The organism is Pseudonocardia sp. CA-142604, from assembly GCF_050948475.1.
GTDB lineage: Bacteria > Actinomycetota > Actinomycetes > Mycobacteriales > Pseudonocardiaceae > Pseudonocardia > Pseudonocardia alaniniphila.
Genome location: NZ_CP192045.1, coordinates 1,857,244 through 1,878,373 on the forward strand (window position 1 = coordinate 1,857,244; position 21,130 = coordinate 1,878,373).

Annotated in this window: 21 protein-coding genes, 2 tRNA genes and 1 pseudogene; 7 read left to right on the top strand and 17 right to left on the bottom strand. The window is 70.5% G+C overall.

Annotated features, from left to right (window positions below; genetic code table 11):
* Positions 1 to 78 precede the first annotated feature (78 nt).
* Together ACQPZQ_RS08475 and glpK are read left to right on the top strand one after the other, a co-directional pair.
* Entirely contained in the window at positions 79 to 843 is a 765-nt protein-coding gene (locus ACQPZQ_RS08475; protein ID WP_433293770.1) for an IclR family transcriptional regulator, read from the top strand.
* Positions 844 to 928: 85 nt separating this feature from the next.
* Positions 929 to 2,440, top strand: a complete 1,512-nt coding sequence (gene glpK, locus ACQPZQ_RS08480) for a glycerol kinase GlpK (RefSeq protein ID WP_433293772.1) — start codon at positions 929 to 931, stop codon at positions 2,438 to 2,440.
* Positions 2,441 to 2,518: 78 nt separating this feature from the next.
* Here glpK and ACQPZQ_RS08485 read toward each other — a convergent pair whose 3' ends face one another.
* Entirely contained in the window at positions 2,519 to 3,187 is a 669-nt protein-coding gene (locus tag ACQPZQ_RS08485) for an HAD hydrolase-like protein (RefSeq protein ID WP_433293774.1), read from the bottom strand.
* 121 nt (positions 3,188 to 3,308) lie between these two features.
* Here ACQPZQ_RS08485 and ACQPZQ_RS08490 point away from each other — a divergent pair, with 121 nt between their 5' ends.
* Entirely contained in the window at positions 3,309 to 4,430 is a 1,122-nt protein-coding gene (locus ACQPZQ_RS08490; protein WP_433293776.1) for an App1 family protein, read from the top strand.
* Positions 4,431 to 4,459: 29 nt separating this feature from the next.
* Here ACQPZQ_RS08490 and ACQPZQ_RS08495 read toward each other — a convergent pair whose 3' ends face one another.
* From ACQPZQ_RS08495 to ACQPZQ_RS08505, 3 genes are read right to left on the bottom strand one after another with little or no spacing between them, the layout of a single operon-like run.
* Complete coding sequence (locus tag ACQPZQ_RS08495) at positions 4,460 to 5,401, bottom strand: sucrase ferredoxin (RefSeq protein ID WP_433293778.1); 942 nt, start codon at positions 5,399 to 5,401, stop codon at positions 4,460 to 4,462.
* Between the two features lie 8 nt (positions 5,402 to 5,409).
* A complete protein-coding gene (locus tag ACQPZQ_RS08500) occupies positions 5,410 to 6,696 on the bottom strand; it encodes a cupin domain-containing protein (RefSeq protein ID WP_433293780.1) in 1,287 nt (428 codons plus the stop codon).
* Complete coding sequence (locus tag ACQPZQ_RS08505; protein ID WP_433293782.1) at positions 6,686 to 7,075, bottom strand: BatC protein; 390 nt, start codon at positions 7,073 to 7,075, stop codon at positions 6,686 to 6,688. The genes ACQPZQ_RS08500 and ACQPZQ_RS08505 overlap by 11 nt, the downstream gene beginning before the upstream one ends.
* A 171-nt stretch (positions 7,076 to 7,246) precedes the next feature.
* On the opposite strand from ACQPZQ_RS08505, the gene ACQPZQ_RS08510 reads away from it, so the two are divergent.
* Positions 7,247 to 8,263: a TerC/Alx family metal homeostasis membrane protein gene (locus tag ACQPZQ_RS08510; RefSeq protein ID WP_433293784.1), complete on the top strand. Its 1,017-nt coding sequence runs from the start codon at positions 7,247 to 7,249 to the stop codon at positions 8,261 to 8,263.
* Positions 8,264 to 8,288: 25 nt separating this feature from the next.
* Here the strand turns inward: ACQPZQ_RS08510 and ACQPZQ_RS08515 are convergent, their stop codons facing one another.
* The 6 genes from ACQPZQ_RS08515 to ACQPZQ_RS08540 form a co-directional block, all read right to left on the bottom strand.
* Positions 8,289 to 8,621, bottom strand: coding sequence for a putative quinol monooxygenase (locus tag ACQPZQ_RS08515; protein WP_433293787.1), 333 nt, complete (start codon positions 8,619 to 8,621; stop codon positions 8,289 to 8,291).
* A 115-nt stretch (positions 8,622 to 8,736) separates the two neighbouring features.
* Positions 8,737 to 9,861, bottom strand: a complete 1,125-nt coding sequence (locus ACQPZQ_RS08520) for a patatin-like phospholipase family protein (protein WP_433293789.1) — start codon at positions 9,859 to 9,861, stop codon at positions 8,737 to 8,739.
* Between the two features lie 281 nt (positions 9,862 to 10,142).
* Entirely contained in the window at positions 10,143 to 10,709 is a 567-nt protein-coding gene (locus ACQPZQ_RS08525; protein ID WP_433293791.1) for a dienelactone hydrolase family protein, read from the bottom strand.
* 92 nt (positions 10,710 to 10,801) lie between these two features.
* On the bottom strand, positions 10,802 to 11,350 hold the full coding sequence (locus ACQPZQ_RS08530; protein WP_433293793.1) for a DinB family protein: 549 nt from the start codon (positions 11,348 to 11,350) through the stop codon (positions 10,802 to 10,804).
* Positions 11,351 to 11,434: 84 nt separating this feature from the next.
* Complete coding sequence (locus ACQPZQ_RS08535) at positions 11,435 to 12,058, bottom strand: dihydrofolate reductase family protein (protein ID WP_433293795.1); 624 nt, start codon at positions 12,056 to 12,058, stop codon at positions 11,435 to 11,437.
* Positions 12,059 to 12,138: 80 nt separating this feature from the next.
* Positions 12,139 to 12,588, bottom strand: coding sequence for a hypothetical protein (locus ACQPZQ_RS08540; RefSeq protein WP_433293798.1), 450 nt, complete (start codon positions 12,586 to 12,588; stop codon positions 12,139 to 12,141).
* 369 nt (positions 12,589 to 12,957) lie between these two features.
* Here ACQPZQ_RS08540 and ACQPZQ_RS08545 point away from each other — a divergent pair, with 369 nt between their 5' ends.
* Together ACQPZQ_RS08545 and ACQPZQ_RS08550 are read left to right on the top strand one after the other, a co-directional pair.
* Complete coding sequence (locus ACQPZQ_RS08545) at positions 12,958 to 13,299, top strand: MmcQ/YjbR family DNA-binding protein (RefSeq protein WP_433293800.1); 342 nt, start codon at positions 12,958 to 12,960, stop codon at positions 13,297 to 13,299.
* A gap of 100 nt (positions 13,300 to 13,399) precedes the next feature.
* On the top strand, positions 13,400 to 14,389 hold the full coding sequence (locus tag ACQPZQ_RS08550) for a methyltransferase (RefSeq protein ID WP_433293802.1): 990 nt from the start codon (positions 13,400 to 13,402) through the stop codon (positions 14,387 to 14,389).
* Positions 14,390 to 14,434: 45 nt separating this feature from the next.
* On the opposite strand, the gene ACQPZQ_RS08555 is transcribed toward ACQPZQ_RS08550, so the two are convergent.
* The 3 genes from ACQPZQ_RS08555 to ACQPZQ_RS08565 all read right to left on the bottom strand — a co-directional run bounded on the left by ACQPZQ_RS08555 (position 14,435) and on the right by ACQPZQ_RS08565 (position 18,098).
* A complete protein-coding gene (locus ACQPZQ_RS08555; protein ID WP_433293804.1) occupies positions 14,435 to 15,385 on the bottom strand; it encodes an AraC family transcriptional regulator in 951 nt (316 codons plus the stop codon).
* Between the two features lie 98 nt (positions 15,386 to 15,483).
* A complete protein-coding gene (locus ACQPZQ_RS08560; RefSeq protein WP_433293806.1) occupies positions 15,484 to 17,124 on the bottom strand; it encodes a hypothetical protein in 1,641 nt (546 codons plus the stop codon).
* Positions 17,121 to 18,098, bottom strand: a complete 978-nt coding sequence (locus tag ACQPZQ_RS08565; protein WP_433293808.1) for a glycosyltransferase family 2 protein — start codon at positions 18,096 to 18,098, stop codon at positions 17,121 to 17,123. The genes ACQPZQ_RS08560 and ACQPZQ_RS08565 overlap by 4 nt, the downstream gene beginning before the upstream one ends.
* A gap of 335 nt (positions 18,099 to 18,433) precedes the next feature.
* Here ACQPZQ_RS08565 and ACQPZQ_RS08570 point away from each other — a divergent pair, with 335 nt between their 5' ends.
* The gene (locus ACQPZQ_RS08570; RefSeq protein WP_433293810.1) at positions 18,434 to 18,973 is read left to right on the top strand and encodes a hypothetical protein; all 540 of its coding nucleotides are present in this window, start codon (positions 18,434 to 18,436) and stop codon (positions 18,971 to 18,973) included.
* Between the two features lie 106 nt (positions 18,974 to 19,079).
* On the opposite strand, the gene ACQPZQ_RS08575 is transcribed toward ACQPZQ_RS08570, so the two are convergent.
* The 4 genes and pseudogenes from ACQPZQ_RS08575 to ACQPZQ_RS08590 form a co-directional block, all read right to left on the bottom strand.
* On the bottom strand, positions 19,080 to 20,126 hold the full coding sequence (locus tag ACQPZQ_RS08575; protein WP_433293812.1) for an AraC family transcriptional regulator: 1,047 nt from the start codon (positions 20,124 to 20,126) through the stop codon (positions 19,080 to 19,082).
* A 380-nt stretch (positions 20,127 to 20,506) separates the two neighbouring features.
* A pseudogene (locus ACQPZQ_RS08580) lies at positions 20,507 to 20,743 on the bottom strand (helix-turn-helix domain-containing protein); the annotation flags it as partial.
* A gap of 147 nt (positions 20,744 to 20,890) precedes the next feature.
* Positions 20,891 to 20,966, bottom strand: a tRNA-Lys gene (locus ACQPZQ_RS08585).
* Positions 20,967 to 21,053: 87 nt separating this feature from the next.
* Positions 21,054 to 21,126, bottom strand: a tRNA-His gene (locus ACQPZQ_RS08590).
* Positions 21,127 to 21,130 lie beyond the last annotated feature (4 nt).

The following is a 21,130-nucleotide window of genomic DNA, read 5'->3' on the forward strand; positions in this document are numbered from 1 at the left end:
CGGCCGTAGGGCGCGCCATCGTGTGGAGCCCTTCTTCTGCGCGTCGATCGCCTGGTCGACGCGCCGTACGCTCGGCCCGTGCCGGGGTTCATCCAGTCCATCGAGCGGGCCGCGGCGGTGCTGCGGCTGCTCGGTAGTACGGACCGGCCGCTCGGGCTGAAAGAGATTGCCGCGGCGCTCGACCTCCCGCGCCCCACCGCGCACGGCATCGTCCGGACGCTGCGCGAGGTCGGGTTCGTCGAGCAGGACCTGGAGACCGCCCGCTACCAGCTCGGCCTGGCGTTGCGCGAGCTCGACAGCGGTGGATGGGACCTGCACGACCTGCGGGCCCGCGCCATGAACTGGGCGGATTCACTCGCTGGGAGCACCGGCCAGGCCGTGCACCTGGGCGTCGTGTCCTCGGGATCGGTCCGGCTCGTCCACCACGTCTTCCGGCCGGACGGGTCGCCGCAGCGGATCCGGACGGGGGAGGAGTTCCCCCTGCACGCCACGGCGCTGGGCAAATGCCTGCTCGCGTTCGCGCCGGTGGCCACGCCGCAGGCCCGGGAGCTCGACCTCCAGCGGTGGACCGGACGCACGTGCACCACTGTGGCGTCGCTGGATGCCCACCTCGCGGTCGCCCGTCGCCGCGGCTGGGCGAGCGACACCGGCGAGTACGAGACGGGAGTAGGCGGTGCGGCCGCACCGCTGCGAGCCAGCGGCGGGCTTGTGGTTGCGGCCATCGGAGTGGTCGGGCCGGTCGAGGAGCTCTTCGGGCTGGGCGGCGACTTGCGGCCGTGGATGCTCGAGCAGATGGTGGGTGCGGCGCGCGAGATCTCCGCCGCGTTGACGGAGGGACGATGACACGGGCCGCGAGGACCGCGAGTAGTTCCGCCGGACGCCGGTCCTCCTCGGCGGCCGCCGTCCCGGCGCGCGGAGCGGAGGAGCCGTGACCGAGCGAGTCGTCGCCGCGATCGACCAAGGCACCACATCCACCCGCTGCCTGCTGTTCAACCGCTCGGGGCGCATGCTCGCCGTCGCGCAGCGGGAACACCGCCAGCACTACCCACGGCCCGGTCTCGTGGAGCACGACGCCGCCGAGATCTGGCGCAACGTCATGCGGGTCGTCCCGGCGGCGCTGCGCAACGCAGGCCTCACCCCGGACAACATCGTCGGGCTCGGGATCGCGAACCAGCGCGAGACCACCGTGATCTGGAACCGGCACACCGGCACCCCGCTCGCACGCGCCATCACCTGGCAGGACACCCGCACGGACGGCATCGTCGCCCGTCTGGTCGAGCACGGGCACGCGAGCCTGATCAAGGACATCTGCGGGTTACCCCCCGCCACCTACTTCTCGGGCCCCCGGCTGCGCTGGCTGCTCGACCACGTGCCCGGCGCCCGCGACGGCGCGGAGAAGGGCGACGTGCTGTTCGGCACGATGGAGAGCTGGCTCATCTGGTGGCTCACCGGCGGCCCCGACGGCGGCCGGCACGTCAGCGACGTCACCAACGCGAGCCGCACGATGCTGATGGACGTCCGCACGCTCGAGTGGTCGCAGAAGCTGCTCGACGTGCTCGCGGTGCCCCGGCAGATGCTTCCCGAGATCCGTCCCAACGCCGAGGTCTACGGCACCTGCACCGCCGTGCTGCCGGGCGTTCCGGTGGCAGGCGCGCTCGGTGACCAGCAGGCGGCCCTGGTCGGGCAGGTGTGCTTCTCACCCGGCGAGATCAAGTGCACCTACGGCACGGGCGCGTTCCTGCTGATGAACACCGGTCCCCGGCTGGCCGAGTCGACCCACGGCCTGATCCCGACCATCGGGTATCTGTTCGGCGACAAGCCCGTCTACGCGCTGGAGGGCGCCATCGCGATGACCGGGTCGCTCGTGCAGTGGTTCCGCGACTCGCTCGGGATGATCGGCACGGCCGCCCAGATCGAGACGCTCGCGAACTCCGTGCCCGACAACGGGGGCTGCTACATCGTCCCCGCGTTCTCTGGCCTGTACTCGCCGCGCTGGCACCCGGACGCGCGTGGCGTGATGGTGGGGCTCACGTCGTTCATCAACCGTGGCCACCTCGCGAGGGCGGTGCTCGAGGCCACCGGGTGGCAGACGCGCGAGGTGATCGACGCGATGAACGCCGACTCCGGCGTGCCGGTCACCCGGCTCAAGGTCGACGGCGGGATGACGGCCAACCACCTGCTGATGCAGTTCGTCGCCGACGTCCTCGACGTGCCGGTGGAGCGGCCACTGGTGTCCGAGGCCGTCTCGCTGGGAGCGGCGTACGCGGCGGGACTCGCGGTCGGGCACTGGTCCGACCTGGAGGTGCTGCGCAGCAACTGGCACCGCGCGGCCGCGTGGGAACCGGCGATGGACGAGGGCCTGCGCCGTCGCGAGCACGAGAACTGGGGCCGTGCGGTGAACCGCAGCTACGGCTGGGTGCAGACACCGGGCCCGGAGTAGCACCACCGCGCACACCGGATGGCCACCGCACCCATGTCGTGACGTGTGCGCGGTGGCCACGAGATGTGTGCGGTCCCCTCACACCGGGGGACGGGTGGACCAGACCGCTCCGTCCCGCAGCACCTGCGCCAGCTCGTGCAGGTCGGCGACCACCAGGGCGGCACCGTCCAGCTCGCCGGGCTCCGCGTACCCCCACGACACCCCGATCGTGGGGATGCCGTGCTCGGCCGCGCCGTCGACGTCGTGGTGGCGGTCGCCGACCATCACCACCGGCCGACGTGCCGGGTCGACGCCCAGCCGCTCGATCACGGAGCCGACGACGGCGGACTTGCCCACCCGGCCGCCCACGTGGTCGGCACCGCCGACGACCTCGAGGAACCCGGCGAGCCCGGTGCCGGCGACGATCTTGCGCGCCAGCTCCTCGGGCTTCGACGTGGCGACGGCCAGCTGCAGGCCCGCCTCGCGCAGGCGTTCGAGCAGGGCGGGCACACCGGGGTAGACCGGCGTGACCGTGGCGGCCACGGCGTCGTAGGACGACCGGTAGGCGGTGATGGCGGCGGAGGTCTGCGCGTCCGTCAGGCCGAGGTCGGGGAGTGCCGTCTCGAACGGTGGCCCGACGAGCGTGCGCAACGTCTCGGGGGGCGGCACCGGGAAACCGACCTCTGCCAGTGCGGCAGCGAGGTGCTCGGTGATCGTGCGGGCGGAGTCGACCAGGGTGCCGTCGAGGTCGAGCAGGACAGTGCGCACCGACCTGAGACTACGGCCCCCGTGCTTCCTACCCCGCAGCCGGAGGGTTCGAGCGCGTCGCCGGCGGCCACTCGCCGATCCCGGGGTGGCAGCGCGATGCGGGGTGCGGTAGCCCTGTCCCGTGACCGACTCGGGAAAACTGATCATCGCCGCCGCACTGCGCGTGGAGGACGCCGTCGAGTCGGCGGTCAGGGCGGTCGCCCGCCTCCGCGGCCGCCGGCACCCCGTGATCATTCCCTTCATCGGCCACGGAACCACCCGGCGCGCTCGGGTGGGAGCCAGGCTGGTGCTCGGGCGCGAGGCCGTCGCGCCGTCGGTGCTGGAGACCGCCGAAGGAGGGGACGCACCGACGCCGCAGTCGCGCCGGGCGGTGTTGCGGGCGAGCATCGCGCGGTTCCTGACGGCCGAGGTCCCGGACGCTGAGGTGACCCTCCACCTCCCGGGTGGTGACGTCGTCGTCCGCACCGACCGGGACGGGTACGTCGATCACGAGGTGGAGCTGCCGGACGTCGATCCCGGCTGGCTGGAGGTCGGTCTCACCGGGCCCGCGGGTGCCAGCGCGACGGCGCGCGTGCTCATCACCGATCCCGAGGCCCGCATCGGCCTGGTCAGCGACGTGGACGACACGATCGTGCACACCGGGCTCACCCGTGGCCTGGAGTTCCTGCGCGTCACGTTGCTCACCGACGTCCGTGAGCGCACGCCCCTGCCCGGCGCGGCGGCCCTCTACCGGGCGCTCGTCACGGCGGTGGACGAGCCCGCCCGCCCGGTCTTCTACGTCTCGACGAGCCCGTGGAACCTGCACGAGATGCTCCTGCAGTTCGTGGGGCTTCGCGGTTTCCCGCTCGGTCCGCTGCTGCTCACCGACTGGGGGCCGTCCCATACCGGGCTGTTCCGGATCGGGGCACAGGCCCACAAGCTCGGGCTGGTGCGGCGGCTGCTCGACGAGCACCCGCACCTGCGGCTCATTCTCATCGGCGACAGCGGGCAGGAGGACCCCGAGATCTACGCGACGATCGCACGGGCCATCCCCGAGCGGGTCGCCGCGGTGTACATCCGCCGCACCACGGGAGCCGATCCGGTGCGCATCCGGCAGGTCGACACGCTCGCCGCCGAGATCACCGCAGCCGGGGTGCCGATGCTGGCGGTGGACGACAGCGCGCAGATCGCAGCCCATGCCGCGGCGCTCGGACTGCTCGACGAGGACGCGGTGGCCACGGTCCGCGCAGAGCTCGCGCACTGAGCCGCGCTGGCCCCGACGCTCGTCGCGGCTCAGGTGTCGGCGTCGTGCAGGGAGCCCTGCGGGGTCCCCACCGTGAGTTCGACCAGGTCGAACACCCGCATCCAGCCGGTTACCGTGGCTGCGCAGGTCAGCGGCCGCCCCGTCTCCACCCGGCGCTCGCGCAGCCACACCGTGCATGCGGGGTCGGCCAGCTCCACCCGCCAGCCGGAACTGCCGTCCGCAAGCTGCTCGGCCGAGATGCCGACGAGCCCCAGTGCGTCGACGCCCGTGGCTCCGGTGGCCGCGACGGCGTGGTGCTGCGCGGCCTGGACGGCGGGCGGCAGCGACGAGCGTCCGCGCACCCACGGCGCATCCAGCCGCCCCGCGGCGTAGTCGCGCAGGACCGCGGGCGCCTCGCTCGGACCCGGCCCGCCGAGCACGAACCCGTGGGGGAGCAGCACCAGTGCCGGGGCGAAGCGGCAGCCGCCGATGTGGCTGCACTCCCAGACGTGCTCGGGGTCGGCGGCGACCATCGCAGCGGCGACGGGGCGTCCACGCACGGCACAGCAGGTGTCGTGCCGGCCGTGGGTGCAGACGAGGGCCATCGGACCGGCGTACGGCTCTCCCGGGGCGTGCACGGCCGTGACCAGATCCGACTCGTCGACGAACGTGCCCGTGCGGATCGACTCGTGGCCGGGGCGCGAGTCGACGCGGAACCAGCGGCGCACCGCGCCGGGAGCGGGCATCTCGTCGGCCGGGGAGTTCCGTGCGGCGCGGCCCGGCCTGCGGATGAGCACCACGCGACCCTTCTCCGCCGTGGACCAGGCAGCGATCGCCGCCACCGCGGCCGAGTGGATCCCCGACTGCGCGAGCGGGATCCGGCCCCATGGCCCCGGATGCTCGATCAGGAACCAGAAGTCGGCCGGTGGTGCGCTGCCTTCCCGCGGGTCCTGGGCGGCGTCGGCGACGAACGAGCAGCGAGGCCAGGGCACGGCCGGGGTCATTCGTGAGTGGCCGGCACCAGCACACCCTCCCGAAGCAAGCGGCGCACCAGGACAACCTGGTCGGCCTCGTCCATGCCCGGGAGGCTACCCACGGAGCAGGTTCCCCCGCTCGTCAGCGCACGCACCGCGGCCTCGGTGGCGGCCGGCAGCGTGATCTGCCGATCGGGCAGGGCGAGGACGACCTGCTCGCCCTGGTGAACGAGCCGGTACCGCAGCCCCGCGCGGCGCCGCACTCCGTCGCCTGCGGCGAGGTGCTCGACGAACGTGGCCACGGCCACCGGCCGCACCGGCTCCGGCCGGCCACCCGTCCAGACCCGGCCGCGCACGCGGCGGGCCACGTCGTCGGCGCTCACCCGGTCCAGGGCGGCTGCCAGGGCCGCGCGGACCGCGTCGACGTGCGGGGCGAGCTGCGCGGGATCGGCGACGTCGATGCCCAGAGGGAGCGAACCCCGCAGCTGCTCGTCGTCTGCGACGAGTGCGGTCAAGGCCTCCACCAGCGCGAACCGGGTGACCACGTGGACGCCGACCGTCAGGTGCGCCGACACGTCACCCAGCGCGGTGGCGGCGTGCAGCCATCCTCGCGGCAGGTACATCACGTCGCCGGGTTCCAGCACCGTGTCGATCACGGGGTTCTCGTCCCGGGCGCGAGCGGCCACCGTCGTCGCGTGGGCGTTCCATGGCTGGTCACGCAACGGGTCGGGATACACCGGCGCGTGCACGGTCCAGTGCTTGCGCCCGGCGAGCTGCAGCACGAACACGTCGTGCACGTCGTAATGGGCCGAGAACCCGCGCGACGACGGTGGCGTCACGTACGCGTTGGCCTGGACCGGGTGCCCGAGCTCCTCCGACAGCGCCACGGCGAAGTCGATCAAGGCCGGCCATGTGCGGTGCAGCGCCTGCAGCACCACGGTCGTGCCCTCGGCGAAGAGCGCGGCGACCTTGTCGTCATGGACCTGGTCACCGATCTCCGCGCCCACCCCGCCCGGGCCGGTGAACGAGCTGGAGTCGACCACCGACCCGTTGCGCGCCAGGCGAAGGAACGGGGTGCGGAGTCCACGGCGCGAGAGCAGCTCGTCCACACCGTCCAGATCCAGCAGGTCGCGGAAGGCATCGGTGTCCGCCCCGCGGACGAGCCGCGGCTCGCGGCCCCAGTGTCGGGCGCCGAACTCGGTGGCGTCCAGGCCCGTGACGCGGGCGAGAGCGGTGCGTTGCGGCGGTGCCGGGCACCCCGTCACGGGCTGCCCGGCACCACCCCCCGCAGGTCCGGTGACCTCAGCGGGCACCGCTGTCCGCTCCGCCGTCCGCGCCGCCGTCGTGGACGCCGGGGGTGCCGCCGCTTGCGCCGGAGTCGGCCGGGCCTTCTGCTCCGGAGTCGGCTCCGCCATCTGCGCCGCCGTCGTGGACGCCGGGGGTGCCGCCGCTTGCGCCGGAGTCGGCCGGGCCTTCTGCTCCGGAGTCGGCTCCGCCATCTGCGCCGCCGTCGTGGACGCCGGGGGTGCCGCCGCCTGCGCCGGAGTCGGCCGGGCCTTCTGCTCCGGAGTCGGCTCCGCCGTCAGCGCCGCCGTCGTGGACGCCGGGGGTGCCGCCGCCTGCTCCCGAGTCGGCAGGCCCTTCGGTCCCGCCGCCGGCCGTGGTCATCATGTCGTCGTCGTCGAGCGCCATCGAGCTCCTCCTCTGCTGGTGCGTCACCACAGCGATGACGGGCGAGGACTACCCCCTCTCCGAGGTTTTAGGCGACGTGCCCACCTTCGCGCCGGGTGACGCATAACGCATCGGTCCCGATGCCCTTGGGTAATGCGTCGGTAATGCCGATCGGAGGGTGTGGAGGATCAGGTGCTGCAGATCAGCGGGGCGACCTGGGCGGCGACGATCGGGTTGGTCGTCGTGCTTCTCGTGATCGACCTCGTGCTGTCGGGGATACGCCCGCACCGTGTGGGGTTCCGCGAGGCCACGGCGTGGTCCGTCTTCTACGTCGCTGTCGCCGTCGCCTTCGGCGTGTGGTTCGGCATGACCTACGGGGGTGACGCAGGCACCCAGTTCTTCGCCGGCTACATCGTCGAGAAGAGTCTCTCGGTCGACAACCTGTTCGTCTTCGTGATCATCATGACCACGTTCGCGGTGCCGGAGGAGTACCAGCACAAGGTCCTGACGTTCGGCATCGTGCTGGCGCTGATCATGCGCGCCATCTTCATCGCGCTGGGCGCCACGCTCCTGTCGCTGTTCTCGTTCATGTTCCTGGTGTTCGGGCTGCTGCTGATCTACACGGCCGTGCAGCTGTTCCGGCACCGCAACGAGGACCCCGACGTCGAGGACAACGCGGTGGTCCGTGGCGCGCGGCGGGTCCTGCCGATCACCACCGAGTACGTCGACGGCCGGATCATCACGAAGGTCGACGGCCGCCGCGTGCTGACCCCGCTGTTCGTCGTGCTCATCGCGATCGGCAGCATCGACCTGCTGTTCGCGCTCGACTCGATCCCCGCGGTGTTCGGTGTGACCGCGGAGCCCTACATCGTCTTCGTGGCCAACGCCTTCGCACTTCTCGGCCTGCGCGCGCTGTTCTTCCTGGTGAAGGGGCTACTCGACCGGCTGGTGTACCTGTCCACCGGCTTGTCGATCATCCTGGGCTTCATCGGGGTCAAGCTGATCCTGCACTGGGCGCACGAGGACGTGAGCCCGGGCGTCCCGGAGATCTCCACGGCGATGAGCCTGGTGGTGATCGTGGCGGTGCTCGTCGTGGTCACGGTCGCGAGCCTCATCAAGACGAAGGGCGACCCGACGATGAAGGCGCACGCCGGCTCGTTGCGCGCGCACAAGCAGAAGGCGACGGAGCCGGGGCGCGGCGAGACCTGAGCCGCGCCCGGAGCGCCCGCAGTCCTCAGCTCGTCGGCAGCCCGGTGCCGCCCAGGGGACGAAGATCCACGAGCTCGGGCGGGCCGGCCAGCAGTTCGAGCACCTCGCCGATCCCGACCTCGCCGAGGTCAGCCGACAGGGCCCGGTCGGACGCCGCCTCGTCGGCCCACACTTCCGTGACCCAGATGGTGTCGGGCTCGTCGGCGGAGAGGTTGATCAGATACAGCTCACAGCCCGGCGTGTCGCGCAGGCCGCTGGCCACCCGGAGCAGGGTGTCGGCCAGCGCGGCCCCCCGGCCCGGCTGTGCCACCATCCGCACGTACCGGCCGATGCGTTCCGGCTGCTGCTCCGCTGTCATCGCATGACCGTAGCGGCGCCGCGGCGGAAGGAGAGGCCCGGGTCGGATCGCCGCTGATCATGTACCGGTCCGGGTTCGTCGCCCGATCCGCGAGGAGCCTGCCCGGTCGAGCCCGCTACCCGAGGTACGGCGGCACCGGGGCCGTCCATTGGCCCCAGATGTTGCGGTCGCGCAGAGCGGTGGCCTCGTCGGCGTCCGGAGAGTCGAGGAGGTGGCGGAAGAGCCGGGCGCGCTCCTTCCCGTGGGCGAAGAGCCTGTGGATGAACCCGGGGGAACGCACGAGCTTGGACTCCCAGTCCAGACCCGAGGCCACGGCGTCGCTCATCGTGATGACGCGGACCTTGATGGGGCGGTATCTGGTGAGCGCGCGTGCGGTGAGCAGGCGCTCGTGGATGAGCTTGTTGACGTGCCCGATGGTGAAGATCTCCTGCTGGTAGGAGATGTTCGCGGACAGCTCGGTGCGCCGGTCGCGGATCGCGTCCACCGCCATGGGCACGCCGCTGCGCTGGTCGGGGTCGATCTGGATCACCCAGAGCTCCTCCGGGGGCGCCCCGACGGATCCCTGCGGTGCGACGGGCCGTCCGGCGTCCACGAGCTCCCGGATCGGCGGGTTCTGGGCGTAGACGCCGTCCCAGTACACGTCCTCGCCGACGCGTACGGCGCGGAACAGGGTGGGCACGGCCGAGGAAGCCAGGATCACCGTGCTCGCGATCCGGTCGGCGGGGTATCTGTTGACGACGTGGCTGCGGAACACGCGGAACCGGCCGCTGAGCACATCGGTGGCGCCGACCAGAAGCCGTGGTCCTGACGGGTCGAGCTCGTCCGGGCGGATGTCGTCGAACGGAACGTGCCGCTCCAACAACTGCAGAAACTGCTGGCGCGCGTCGAACGGAATGTTGTAAGGGCTGAACTCGACGGTGATGCCGAGCTCGGCGACCGTGCGGACCGAGGCGACCGTCACGGCCTGGAGCAGGTTCTCGTAGAAGCCGTGTGTGGTGTTGTCCTCCCAGAAGTCCTCGAGTCGCCTGATGCCGTCCTCCGGCCGATGGGTCAGTAGGCCGTACCAGGCGAGGAGCGCACACACGGCGCCCCCCGACGTGCCGCTGAGCGCGCGGATCTCGACGGTGGGGTCGGCCAGCAGTTCGGTGAGCACCCCGGCGGTGAACGCCGTCTGGCTTCCTCCGCCCTGGCACGCCACCACGACCCGGCGGCGCTGCTCGTGGGGCTCGTTCTCGGTCATGAGGGCCTTGCCTTTCACGACGCCTTGTGCGGGCACGCCTCGCAGTTCATGCCTGCCGACCGGACGAATGGTCCGGATCATGCGGATCGGTCCAGGAATGACGCGTCGGTCCGCTCGGGGCTGTTGTCGGGGGATCAGCGGCAATAAGCATTGCACACGACCCGAGCCCCGAGGTTTTCGGAGAAATTCGCAAGCCACTCAGGGAGGAGGATTTCCGCAAATGTGGATGAATCGTTTCGGGCGGCGTCCCCGGGTGCGTGCCGAGGGCAACGCCATTCGGTTTACTCGACCTTGTCGAGGAAGCTGAGCACGCGCTCCTTGACGAGCGCCGCCGCACTTTCGTCGTACGACGGCAGGCTGTCGTCGGCGAACAGGTGGCCGTCGCCCGGGTACAGGAAGAGCTCCGCGTTCTCCAGCGAGTCGACGAGATCGCGGGCGATGTCGAGGTCGCCCCAGTCGTCGGCGTCCATGGTGTGGATCTGGAGCGGAAGGCCCGCGGGCCACCGGCCACCGAACTCGGAGGTGGGTACGCAGCTGTGGAAGAACAGCGCGCCCTTCGCGCCCGGACGCGTCTGCGCGAGCATCTGCGCGGGCATCACTCCGAGCGAGAACCCGGCATAGACGATCTCGCCGGGCAGGCCCTCGGCGGCGAGCCGGCCGCGCTCGATGATGGTGGGGAAGCCGACTTCCTCGGCATGGTCGACACCGTCGGCCAGCTCGGCGAAGGTTCTGCCCTCGTAGAGATCCGGGGTGTGCACGACATGTCCGGCGGCGCGGAGCGCTTCAGCGAACGAGAGGCACCCCGCAGTGAGGCCCTGGGCATGGTGGAACAGCAGAACCTCAGCCATGGGCGGCACCCTAGCGCCAGTCCCCGACAAAGATCGGCATCCCAGGACGAATACGCGGTTCCGGGCCCATCAGGCGTCGTGATCCGGGGCGGCTACTCCCCGGTGAGCCCGTCCACCGACTCCCGCAGGAGGTCGGCGTGGCCGTTGTGTCGTGCGTACTCCTCGATCAGGTGGACCAGGATCCAGCGCAGGGTCGGTGGCTCGCTGTGCCAGTGCTCGGGCGGCGTGCGCCGGGCCTGCTGCTCCAGGCCGCCGTCGGCCAGCGCCTCGGCGACCAGGGCGCGGGAGCGGGCCATGGCGTCCCGCCAGAGTGCGAAGAGCTGCTCAGGGGAGTCCTGGGCGGCCGAGTGCCAGTCCCAGTCCGGGTCGGCCTTCCAGTCCACCGTGTCCCACGGGGGCGGCATGTCTCGCCCGTACAGCCACTGGGTGCACCAGTGGTCCTCGACGAACGCCAGGTGCTTGATCATCCCGCCCAGGGTCATCGACGAGACGCCGACCGTCGCCCCGAGCCCAGCCGCATCAAGTCCCGCGCACTTCCAGTCGAAGGTGGCGCGCTGGAAGTCCAGGAATCCCAGGAGAGTGGCGGTCTCGTCGCCCGCGAGGGGCGGTTGCGGGCGACGCCGCTCATCCAGGTTGATCACGGGCGGTGAGTGTACGGAGCGGTTGACCCACCACCACCCGACGAGCGGCGGACGGCGCGTGCGGCGACCATGGGGCGATCGGCCTCAGTCGTCGGTGCGCGTGCCCGGGCCCATGTCCTTGATGTCCTCGTAGGTCGTCTTGCCGGGTGCCGAGGCGGGTGCGTACAGCAGGCGAACCACGCCCGTGGGGAACGTCTCCGACTTCAGCAGACTCAGGTGGTAGCGGACGTCCCCGTCCTCGAAGAGTCGCCTGCCGTTCCGCGCTGCCACGGGGTGCACCAGAAGGCGCAGCTCGTCGACGAGCCCCGCCGCCAGGAGTTGTTGCACCACCGAGATGGAGCCGGGGATCAGGATGCTCGCAATGGAAGGGTCGGCCTTGAGTGCCGCTGCGGCCTCGACGAGATCGCCGTCGAGTCGCTCGGTATTGCGCCAGGTGGACTCCAGCGGCTTGCGCGAGACGACGATCTTGCGCCGGTCCCCGAGCGACTTGGCGAACGCCGCGTCGTCTTCGCCCGCGGCTTCTCGGTCCGGCCACGCGCCGGCGAAGCTGTCGTAGGTGACGCGGCCGAGCAACAGGACATCGGCCGGGGCGTAGTCCTCGCTCACGGCGCGGCCCATGTTCTCGTCGAAGTAGGGGAAGTGCCAGTCCTCGGCGATCTCGGCCACGCCGTCGAGAGAGATGAAGAGGGTGGAGACGATGTCGGCCATCGGGGTGGTCCCTTCGGTGTCGTTGTGTCGCTACCGGTTAGACCACCGCGCGTGGAGAACTCATCGGTCCAGGACGCGTGTCATCCCCGGCCGATGACCTTGATGGTGTCGACCGTCAACATCGGCACCGTCGTGCTCCCGCCGATCTGCGTGCCGTAGGACATCGAGCCGGCCACGGTGACCTCGGCCCTGAACAGATCATCGATGACAACGTCTTTCAGGGCAGACGCGTTGCCGCTCAGGATCGTGTTCGTGTCGAAGGCGTAGGCGTTGCCGGGGTGGTCGACGCTGTCCACGCTCGCGCGAAACGTGTCATTGCCGGTTGCAGCGTCGAACTGTGTGACTCGCCCGTACACGATGATGCGCTCGCCCTCGTGGGCGTCGGGATCCTTCACGATGAGTTGCCAGTCGCGGGAATTGATCACGCGATGCGGGACGAGCGGTACTGCGGCGGCTGCGCTGTCGGCCGCCCTGGAGTTCGGCGTGGCCGCATTGATCGCAGTGCCGATCAGCGCCGCGAGGAGCAGCACGACGGCCCCGGCGACCCACGGCCACTTCTTGCGCCTTCTCGGTGGCTGTGGCTGGTAGGGCCGCTGCGCGTACGGATGCTGCGGCGGTGGCCAACTCGGCCCGTACACGGGCTGCTGGCGCCACCCCCCGTGCGGTGACTGCCGGCTCTGTCCCGGGGGCGGCGACTGCCAACCCGGTTCGGGCTGCTGTGGAGGCCGGCCCGGCCCACCCTGCGTCATCAGGTCCCCCTCTGGGCGCCCTCGACTGCCAGGACGCTGTTTGTTCACTTCGTCCCGAATGTGTGGCCGTTACGCGCTCCTCGGCGCGTCAGAGGTTCGCTAACGTCATCGCGCGTTCGTCCACTGGAGACGCCGACGAGGAGCCCGTCCATGATCAGGCTGGCTGATATCCGTAGCTACGCGATGGCGCTGCCGGACGTCGTGGAGAAGCCACACTTCCGCCTGCCCGGCTTTCGGGTCGCGGACAAGCTCCTCGCACACCTGGAGAGGGGCGACGCGCACGCGATCGTGTGTGTCGGGCAGGCGGAGGCCGAGACGGCGGCCGCCGATCAGCCGGACGTCTACGAGGAGGTGTGGCGGAGCGGCCGGATCTTCGTCGGCCTCCGCGTCGACCTGGCCAAGGTCAGCGAGGAGCGCATGCAGGAGCTGATCGAGCACGCCTGGCGAAACCGGGCGCCGAAGCGCCTGATCGCCGCGTACGACAGCAGCTGAGGCGGCGGCTGCCCTCAGGTCGCGCCGGTGGCGCGGAGTCGTGTCCGGTGACTAAGTTCCGACGGTGGATCCACCGATGGGCGCACCGTCGATTCGCGCCATGGCCGATCTGGCTACGCCCATGTCCATACGGGTGGCGGCGACACTCAGCCTGGTGGAGCGCGCGGGGAGCGCGGGAGCAACGGCGGAGCAACTTGCTTCCGAGACCGGAACCGCGGCCCCCGCCTTACGACGCTTGCTCGATCACCTGGTCACGATCGGTGTCTTCGACCGCGATACGGATTCCGGCCGTTATCGACCGACGACCCTCGGCGCCGAGCTGAGCGAGGATGCCCCGGAAGGGATCAAGCCCTTACTCGACATCAACAGCGCAGGCGGGCGCGCCGAACTCGGCTTCGTCGAACTGCTCGGGACGATCACCACGGGGACTCCGGGCTACGTGCAGCGATACGCGCGCGATTTCTGGGCGGACCTCGACGCCAGCCCGGAGTTGCGACGCTCGTTCGACGCCCAGATGAATTGGCGATTCCGGATGCAGGCAACGCAGATCGCCGAACGTTTCGACTGGAGTCGGTTCTCCGAGATCCTCGACGTCGGCGGAGGCGATGGCACCGTACTTGCAGCGATCCTGCGCGCTCATCCCGATCTTCGCGGACGGGTCCTGGACCTGTCACCGACGGCTGCCGCTGCGACCGACAGATTCGCGGCAGCCGGACTCGACGACCGGGCAGGCGCCGTTTCCGGCAGCTTCTTCGACCCTCTGCCCGTGGGGGCCGACGCCTACCTTCTGTCCGACATCCTGCACGACTGGGACGACGACCATGCCCGCGAGATCCTCGCCGAATGTCGTCGCGCCGCCGAACCGGACAGCACTGTGGTGGTGATCGAGCCGGTGCGGGGGCAGGGGGTCGGCACCGCGATGGACCTGTTCATGCTGATGTGCTTCGGCGGCCGGGAACGGACGGTCGACGAGCTGGCCGAGCTGGCCGCCGAGTGCGGGCTCGTGCTCCGCGGCTCGGGCCCGGTGGCAGACGGGCGTACGGCGCTGGAGTTCGGAGTCGCACCCCGCCTGACGGACGAACTTGGCTGACGATCGTTTGCCGTTCCACGTCGCTCATGCGCGATCCCCGCAGCGTCAGGGTCGCGGAGCGGATCCGGTGGGGAGGTGCTCGCGGCGCCAACTGCTCGGCTTCATCCCGTACTGCCGCCGGAACGCCCGCTCGAACGTCCTGAGGTTGACGATCCCGACGGCCGCGGCGATGTCCCGCATTCCCAGGTGGGCGTAGCGCGGGTCGGACAACATCACCCGAGCCTCGAGCAGGCGCTGCTCGCGAAGGTAGGCACCGGGGGTGGTCCCGATCCGCTCGAACAGCGTGTGGGCATGGCGAACCGACACGTGGTGCCGCCGAGCCAGCTCCGCGACCCGCAGCCCCGGGTCGGCCAGATTTTCCTGGACGTGCATCCGCATCATCTCGAGCAACACCTCCCCAGGGCCGTCCCCGCTCGGCACGGAGGGGGTGACGTCCCGCAGCACCATCGCCAGCAGATCGATCGCGGCGCACCCGGCGTCCAGCCGCTGCGGCGCGGTGAGGTCCTCGGCGACCTCGAACAACCGACCGAGGTAGCCGGACAGCACCCGCATGGCAGGCGCCGCCGGGTCCATGCCGCGTGCACAGCCTTCGGTGATCTCGGTGGTACGGAGGGGGAGCAGCTCGCGCGGGAAACGCAGGGTCAGGCTCCGGGTCTCGGCCGACGACCTCCGCTCGTAGGCGCTGCGCGTCTCCTTGAGCACTCCTGTACCGGCCGCCAGCCTGGCGGAGCGGTCGTGCTGATGGTGGCTGCTCTCACCGGCCACCTGTACGCAGAACAGCATCAGGTTGTCTGCCGACGCCCTCGCCGCCATCCGGTCCGTCCGGAATATCCGTAGCGGCCCTCCCCAGTGCGACCGGCAGAGCGCGCCGGCCTCGCCCAGCTCCTGGAACGCCACCCGCCCACGGAAGTCCGGACACGTCGGGGCGATCCTCGACAAGAGGAACTCACCGGCGACTTCTTCCAGCTCCTCACCGCAGAAGTCGAATATCTGCACGGCCCCGAGGCTAGTTCCGGGCCGTCCGCCGAGGTGGGCGTACTACGAGTGCTCTTGGTACCTGCGTCGTTCCTGTTAGATCTGGCAGGCACTGTGGGTCAGTGCCTCGCCGGCTCCGCCTCGACCGCGGCGGGCGCTCGGCCTGCGAGCACCCCGCAGGCGATGCGGTGCGCGTTGGCCATCACGGTCAGCGTGAACGTGGTCGACGGCACCGACGGCAGCACCGAGCCGTCCACGAGGTGCACGCGATCCCAGTAGGGCAGCCGGCCCCAGAGGTCGGTCGCTGTCGCCCTCGGCCCGTCGCGGTGGGGGAACGCCCCGCCGAAGTGGTAGCTCTTCCCCGCTCCCGACAGGGTCACGTGCGTCAGCAGCGGCCACAGGTCCAGGCGGGGTGCCGCGCTCACCAGCCGGCGCAGCGCCCGGCCGAGCAGCTCCGGGCGCTCCGACATCTCGTCGCGGCCGAGCTCCAGGTCCGGCAGGCCGCCCGAGGAGCCGGGGCGGGCGACCACGGTGATCGGAGGCGAGGCCCAGGACGGGAGGTAGCCGAACCCCACCGACAGCCGGCGCAGCATCTCGCGGGTCGCCGGCGCCGCCCACCGGCGCCGCAGGAGCCCGGGCAGCGCGTCCGAGATCGCCGGGTTGTACGGGTAGCAGTGGACCTGGGAGGTCGTGTAACCCTCGTCGTCGAAGTGCAGCAGCACGTTGAACTGGTTGAGGGTGAAGTCCCGGACGCCGGGGCCGCGCGGGTCCGTGACCGGCCGCGCGGAGAGGAACGGCACGACGTACTGGGCCGACTCCGCGAGCTCCAGGCGCCGGGGCGGTGCGGCCAGCGACCCGAGGACCAGCCGCGTCGTGCCCAGCCCGCCTGCGCCGACGAACAGGCGATCGGCACGGAATTCCGAGCGTTGCCCGGTCCGCACGTCACGGCAGGACGCGACGGCCTGGCCGCGCTCCTGTCCGATGCGCTCCACCAGCAGCCCGTCCAGCACCCGCACGCCGGGGCGGGCCCGTGCCCGGTCCATCGTCTGGGCGGCGCTGTAGATCAGCTGGTACGGGCACCCGCTCATGCACAGGCCGCAGCGCACGCACTGGCGCGCGCGAAAGGCCAGCCGTGCCCGCCCGACGGTGATCCCGCGCGCCCGCAGCGCGTCGCGGTGCCGCTCGTAGCGGCGCAGCACGGCCGCGGCGCGGGGACCGAGCGGTGGCAGTCCGCTCGTGGGACGCAGCAGCGGGAACAGCTCCGCGAGGTCGTCGTCGTCCCCGGCCAGGGGGACTTCGCCGAGCACCGCCCGGTAGTGCGGCTCCATGTCCTCCCAGGAGACCGGCCAGCGGTCGAAGGTGCTGCGGGAGAAGGGCATGACCTGGGCGCCCCACACGGTCGAGAATCCACCGTAGGCCGACGATGCGACGTGGAGGTTGGTCCCCGGGGTGCCACTGATCCCGCGGAGCTGCCCCAGGTCGTGAAACGGGTACGCGGAGCCGAAGGTGCGTTTTTGCGGGACCGCGCTGAGCGGGTCGTTCCATGGCACTCGCGCGGTGACGACGTCGAGGTCGCGCGGCTGCCAGTCCGCCGGGTCGGCGGAAGCCAGCCGGTCGCGGACGGTGCGGCGCTCCTCGTCCAGCCGGCCGCCCAGGTCCAGCACCGTGACCTGCTGGCCCGGGTGCTCGGAGAGGGCGAGAGCGACCGCGGCCGCGGAGGGGCCGGAGCCGACGACGAGGTTGGTGCCCCGCGGGCTCACCGCGGTTCGAGGCCGGTGGTGAGCGACACCGGCAGCCTGCCGAGGCGCAGTTCCAGCTTGCCCTGCAGATGACCGACGCCGGCCGCCCCGAGCCCGGCCACGATCGCCGCCGCCTGCCGGAGCGCGTCCGTGTCTCCGCGCACCGCACGCAGCAGTTTGCGAACCACGCTCGCCGCCATCCGGCGAGCGAACTGCAGTTCGGCGGTGATGTTGCCGGCCTCGCCCATGTCGTGGAACGCCCGGACCTTGCTGCGGTTGATCCAGTAACAGCGCCGCCAGAAGTAGCTCCAGGTGAGCCGCTCGGCGTGGACGACGTGGGAGATCTGCGCCTTCGGCTCGTAGAGGACCGCCGCGGCGCCGTAGTCGGCCGCGACACGGTGGGAGAGGTCCATGTCGTCGTGCTTGTCGGAGTGGAACCCGCCCACGGACCACAGAGCGTCGGTGCGTACGGACATACTTGCGCCGATCAGGTGCCGGACCGGGGCCAGCTGGTCGGGCAGGCCCTCGTAGTGGCACCCGAACACCCAGTCGAACTCGTGCGGGAACCAGCCCGGCCGCTCGATCCGGTGGTTCGGCAAGGGCGCGCCGCCGACCGCAACCGCCCCGGGGTGGTCGACGTAGACCCGCAACAGCGTTTCCAACCAGGTGGGCGTGGCCTCGGCGTCATCGTCGAGGAACGCGACGATGTCGGCTGAGACCTGCTCGACGGCGGTGTTGCGCGCCGAGCCCAGCCGTCCGGGGAAACGGTTGCGCAGAACGCGTACGGTCGGCAGTTCGGTGGTCCCGATCGCCCCCCACCGCTCCACGCAGCGCTCGTACAGCCGCTCGTTGTGGTCGACGCACACGAGAATCTGGCCCGGCACGGTCGACTGCTCCTGCACCGAGGCCACCGCGCGGCACAGCATGTCCCAGCGGTCCTCGGTGTAGGCACAGATCACGACGTCGGCGGACAGGTCGGAGGTCGGTCGTGCCATCGGCATGCAGCCTCTCGAAGTGGTACGGGAGGAGCGGACGCACGCAGCCTCGCCGCTGTGACCAGGGGTGATTCGCGGAAAGTAGCAGCTGTGGAGGCCGAGGACCGGCGACGAATCCGTGCGTCCGCCGACCGTGCCGGGCCTCCATCCGAACGGGGGGTCGTCGTGCCGGTACGTGACGACAGGCCGGCCGGTCGGCGGCGTGAGCACCGTCCCGGAAACGGCTGTATGGCGAACGCTCCCGGAAGGTCACCGCGGTCGCGTCGCTCATCGGCCGACAATCGTGATCTGTCTCGATCGTTTCAGCACGGTCTGTGATCAATAGGCTCCACGGCGTGCCGACTGATCTCGCGACCGCCGTGCCGCTCCTCGTCTCGGTCCTCGGCGCACTCGGGATCGCGACGATCATCAGCCAGTGGTTCGCATCCGGGAAGGATCGGCGAAAGAGCCGGGCGGCCGTGCTCACCGAGCTCGCCGCGGTGGAGGCCGCCCGGTGGCCGAGCCACGGTGGAACCGATGCGGAGGACATCGCGCGGCTGCGGGGCGCCATCCGGCAGCTCGAAACTGCTGCACTGATCGCCCGGATACCTCGCCGTTCCATTGTCCGTTACGTGCAGCTCTCGACCGCTTGCCTGCACTACACACTCGAAGAGGTCGAGCGCTACGGGGACCCCGAAGCCGCGGCTCTGCCTCAGGGGCTCTATGACCTCCTGCTCGACGCGGCGGAGATCGTCAGTCGGGTCGCATGGTCGTCACGAGCCACGCGCTGGCTGTGGCTGTCTCGGCAACTTCGGAAACTCGACCGGGCTGTCGAGTCGATCGAGAACAAACAGTTCAAGTCGATCACCGAGAACGTGGAACGCTGGGTCCGGTAACGGGCTGACCATGGCGGGTCGGCGGCACAAGGCCGGCGCGACCTCTCGATCCGGTCGCGGGTCGCCCGGGGCCGACCGATTCCGCGAGTTCGGCGATGACCGTGGCTCAACATCTGCCGTATCCGGGCCGAGCGTTTTCTCGTGGGGAAGGCATTGCCTCGTTGAGGGCTGCGGGAGCAGATCCGGTACGGGATTGCTCACGGCGCCAGTTACTGGGCGTCATCCCGTACTGCCGCCGGAATGCCCGCTGAAACGTCCTGGGCTCGACGAACCCCACCGCTGCCGCGATGTCCGTCGTGTCGAGCCAGGCGTACCGCTGGTCCAACAGCATCGCCTGCGCCGCGAGCAGCCGCTGCTCGCGCAGGTACGCACCAGGTGTGGTTCCGATCCGTTCGAACAGGGTGTACACGTGACTGACTGACACGTTGTGCCGCCGCGCCAGCTCCTCGACCTGCAGGTGCGGGTCGGCCTGATGCTCCCGTACGTGCATCAGCATCATGTCGAGCAGCACCGTCGCGGAGCCGTCGCTGCCCGGGACCGAGGGGACGACGTCCCGCAGCGCCATTGCGAGCAGGTCGATCGCGGCGTGCCCGGCGTCCATCCGTTGCGGCGCGGTGAGGCCCTCGGCGATCTCGAACAATCGACCGAGGTATGTGGACAGCGTCTGCATGGCCGGGGATGTGGGGTCCATGCTGCGTGCACAGGCCTCGGTGATCTCGGCAGCACGCAGCGGCAGCAGCTCGCGGGAGAACGACAAGGTCAGCAGCTGGTTCTCGGTCCGCGCGGCCCACTTGGAGGGACTACACGCCTCAGTCAAAAGCCCCGTACCGGCAGTCAATCGGGCGAAACGGTCGCGCTGGACCATGTGTAACCGGCCGGCCAGCGGTACGACGACGAGCATCCGGTTGCCTTCCGAGTCCCGCGCCGCCATCCGGTCGGTCCGGACCGCCGACCTCGGCCCCCAGCGCGACAGCGAGAGTGCCAAGTCCTGGCCCAGTTCCTGCGACGCCATCCGCCCGCGCAGGTCGGGACCGCACCGCATGATCGCCGGCACGAGAAACTCACGGGCGACGTCTTCGAACTCCTCACCGGAGAACTCGCGAATCTGCACGGAGGTGAGGTTAACTCCAGCGTTGCCTGTCACAAAATCCATATTCCGATTTATGCAAATAGTGGCACCTGGAGGCACTGGTGGTTCATATCATCGACCCGCCCACAAATTGAATTTTATGAGTTGTCAATACCACTCGGGGGTCATCCGGCGATCGAGGCCCGCATTTGGCATGGGAGGGCAGCGTCAACCCGGAACCTCGGTCCCGCCTACCCGATCACGCCCCGGCCGCTGCTGGATGACCCACACGTGGGGCTTCCCGGTTGTGCGGTCCATCCTCGGGCACGGGCGCGCATGCCCTGCCGGGCGGCCGGCCCGGGACTCGACCATGATCAGCAGATCGGGGTCGGAAACCGGGCGATACACGGCTACGGGGCCTCAAGTGACGATCATCACCGGGCAGACGGGCCGACCGACCCGCGGGGGGCGAGCCCGAACGCCAGCCGTACCAGCGACACCGTCGACTGTGCCATCCCCAGGTGCGCCGCCATCGACCGCGTCGACCAGTGCGTCGCCTCGCGTGGTGATGACTCCGACGTCTTGGTGATCAGCCTCTCCGCCGCATCGTCGGACACCGTGCGCGGTCGTCTCGGCCGCGGTTCATCGACCAGCCCGCCGAAGCGCTGCTGCGCGAACCGGTCCTGCCAGATCCGCACCGTCGCCCGCGGCACTCCCAGCGGAGCGCACGTGAACCTGGACGCCCAGCGGGGAGCGCTCGACGAATTCGACGATCAGCTGTCCTGAGGGCGTTGCTGTCGGAGACGGCTGCAAAAAGCTCGGTCCGAGGACCGAGACAGTGGTTGAGCTGGTGCGCCGCGAGGGAATCGAACCCCCAACCCGCTGATTAAGAGTCAGCTGCTCTGCCTATTGAGCTAGCGGCGCATGTCGTGACGCCCTACCGCTCGGCGCCGAGGAGGAACGCTACACGTTCATCCGGTGGGCCGTGCGGCGGGGGTAGCCCCGACACAGGGTGAGTGACGGGACTCGAACCCGCGACTTCCTGGACCACAACCAGGTGCTCTACCAGCTGAGCTACACCCACCATG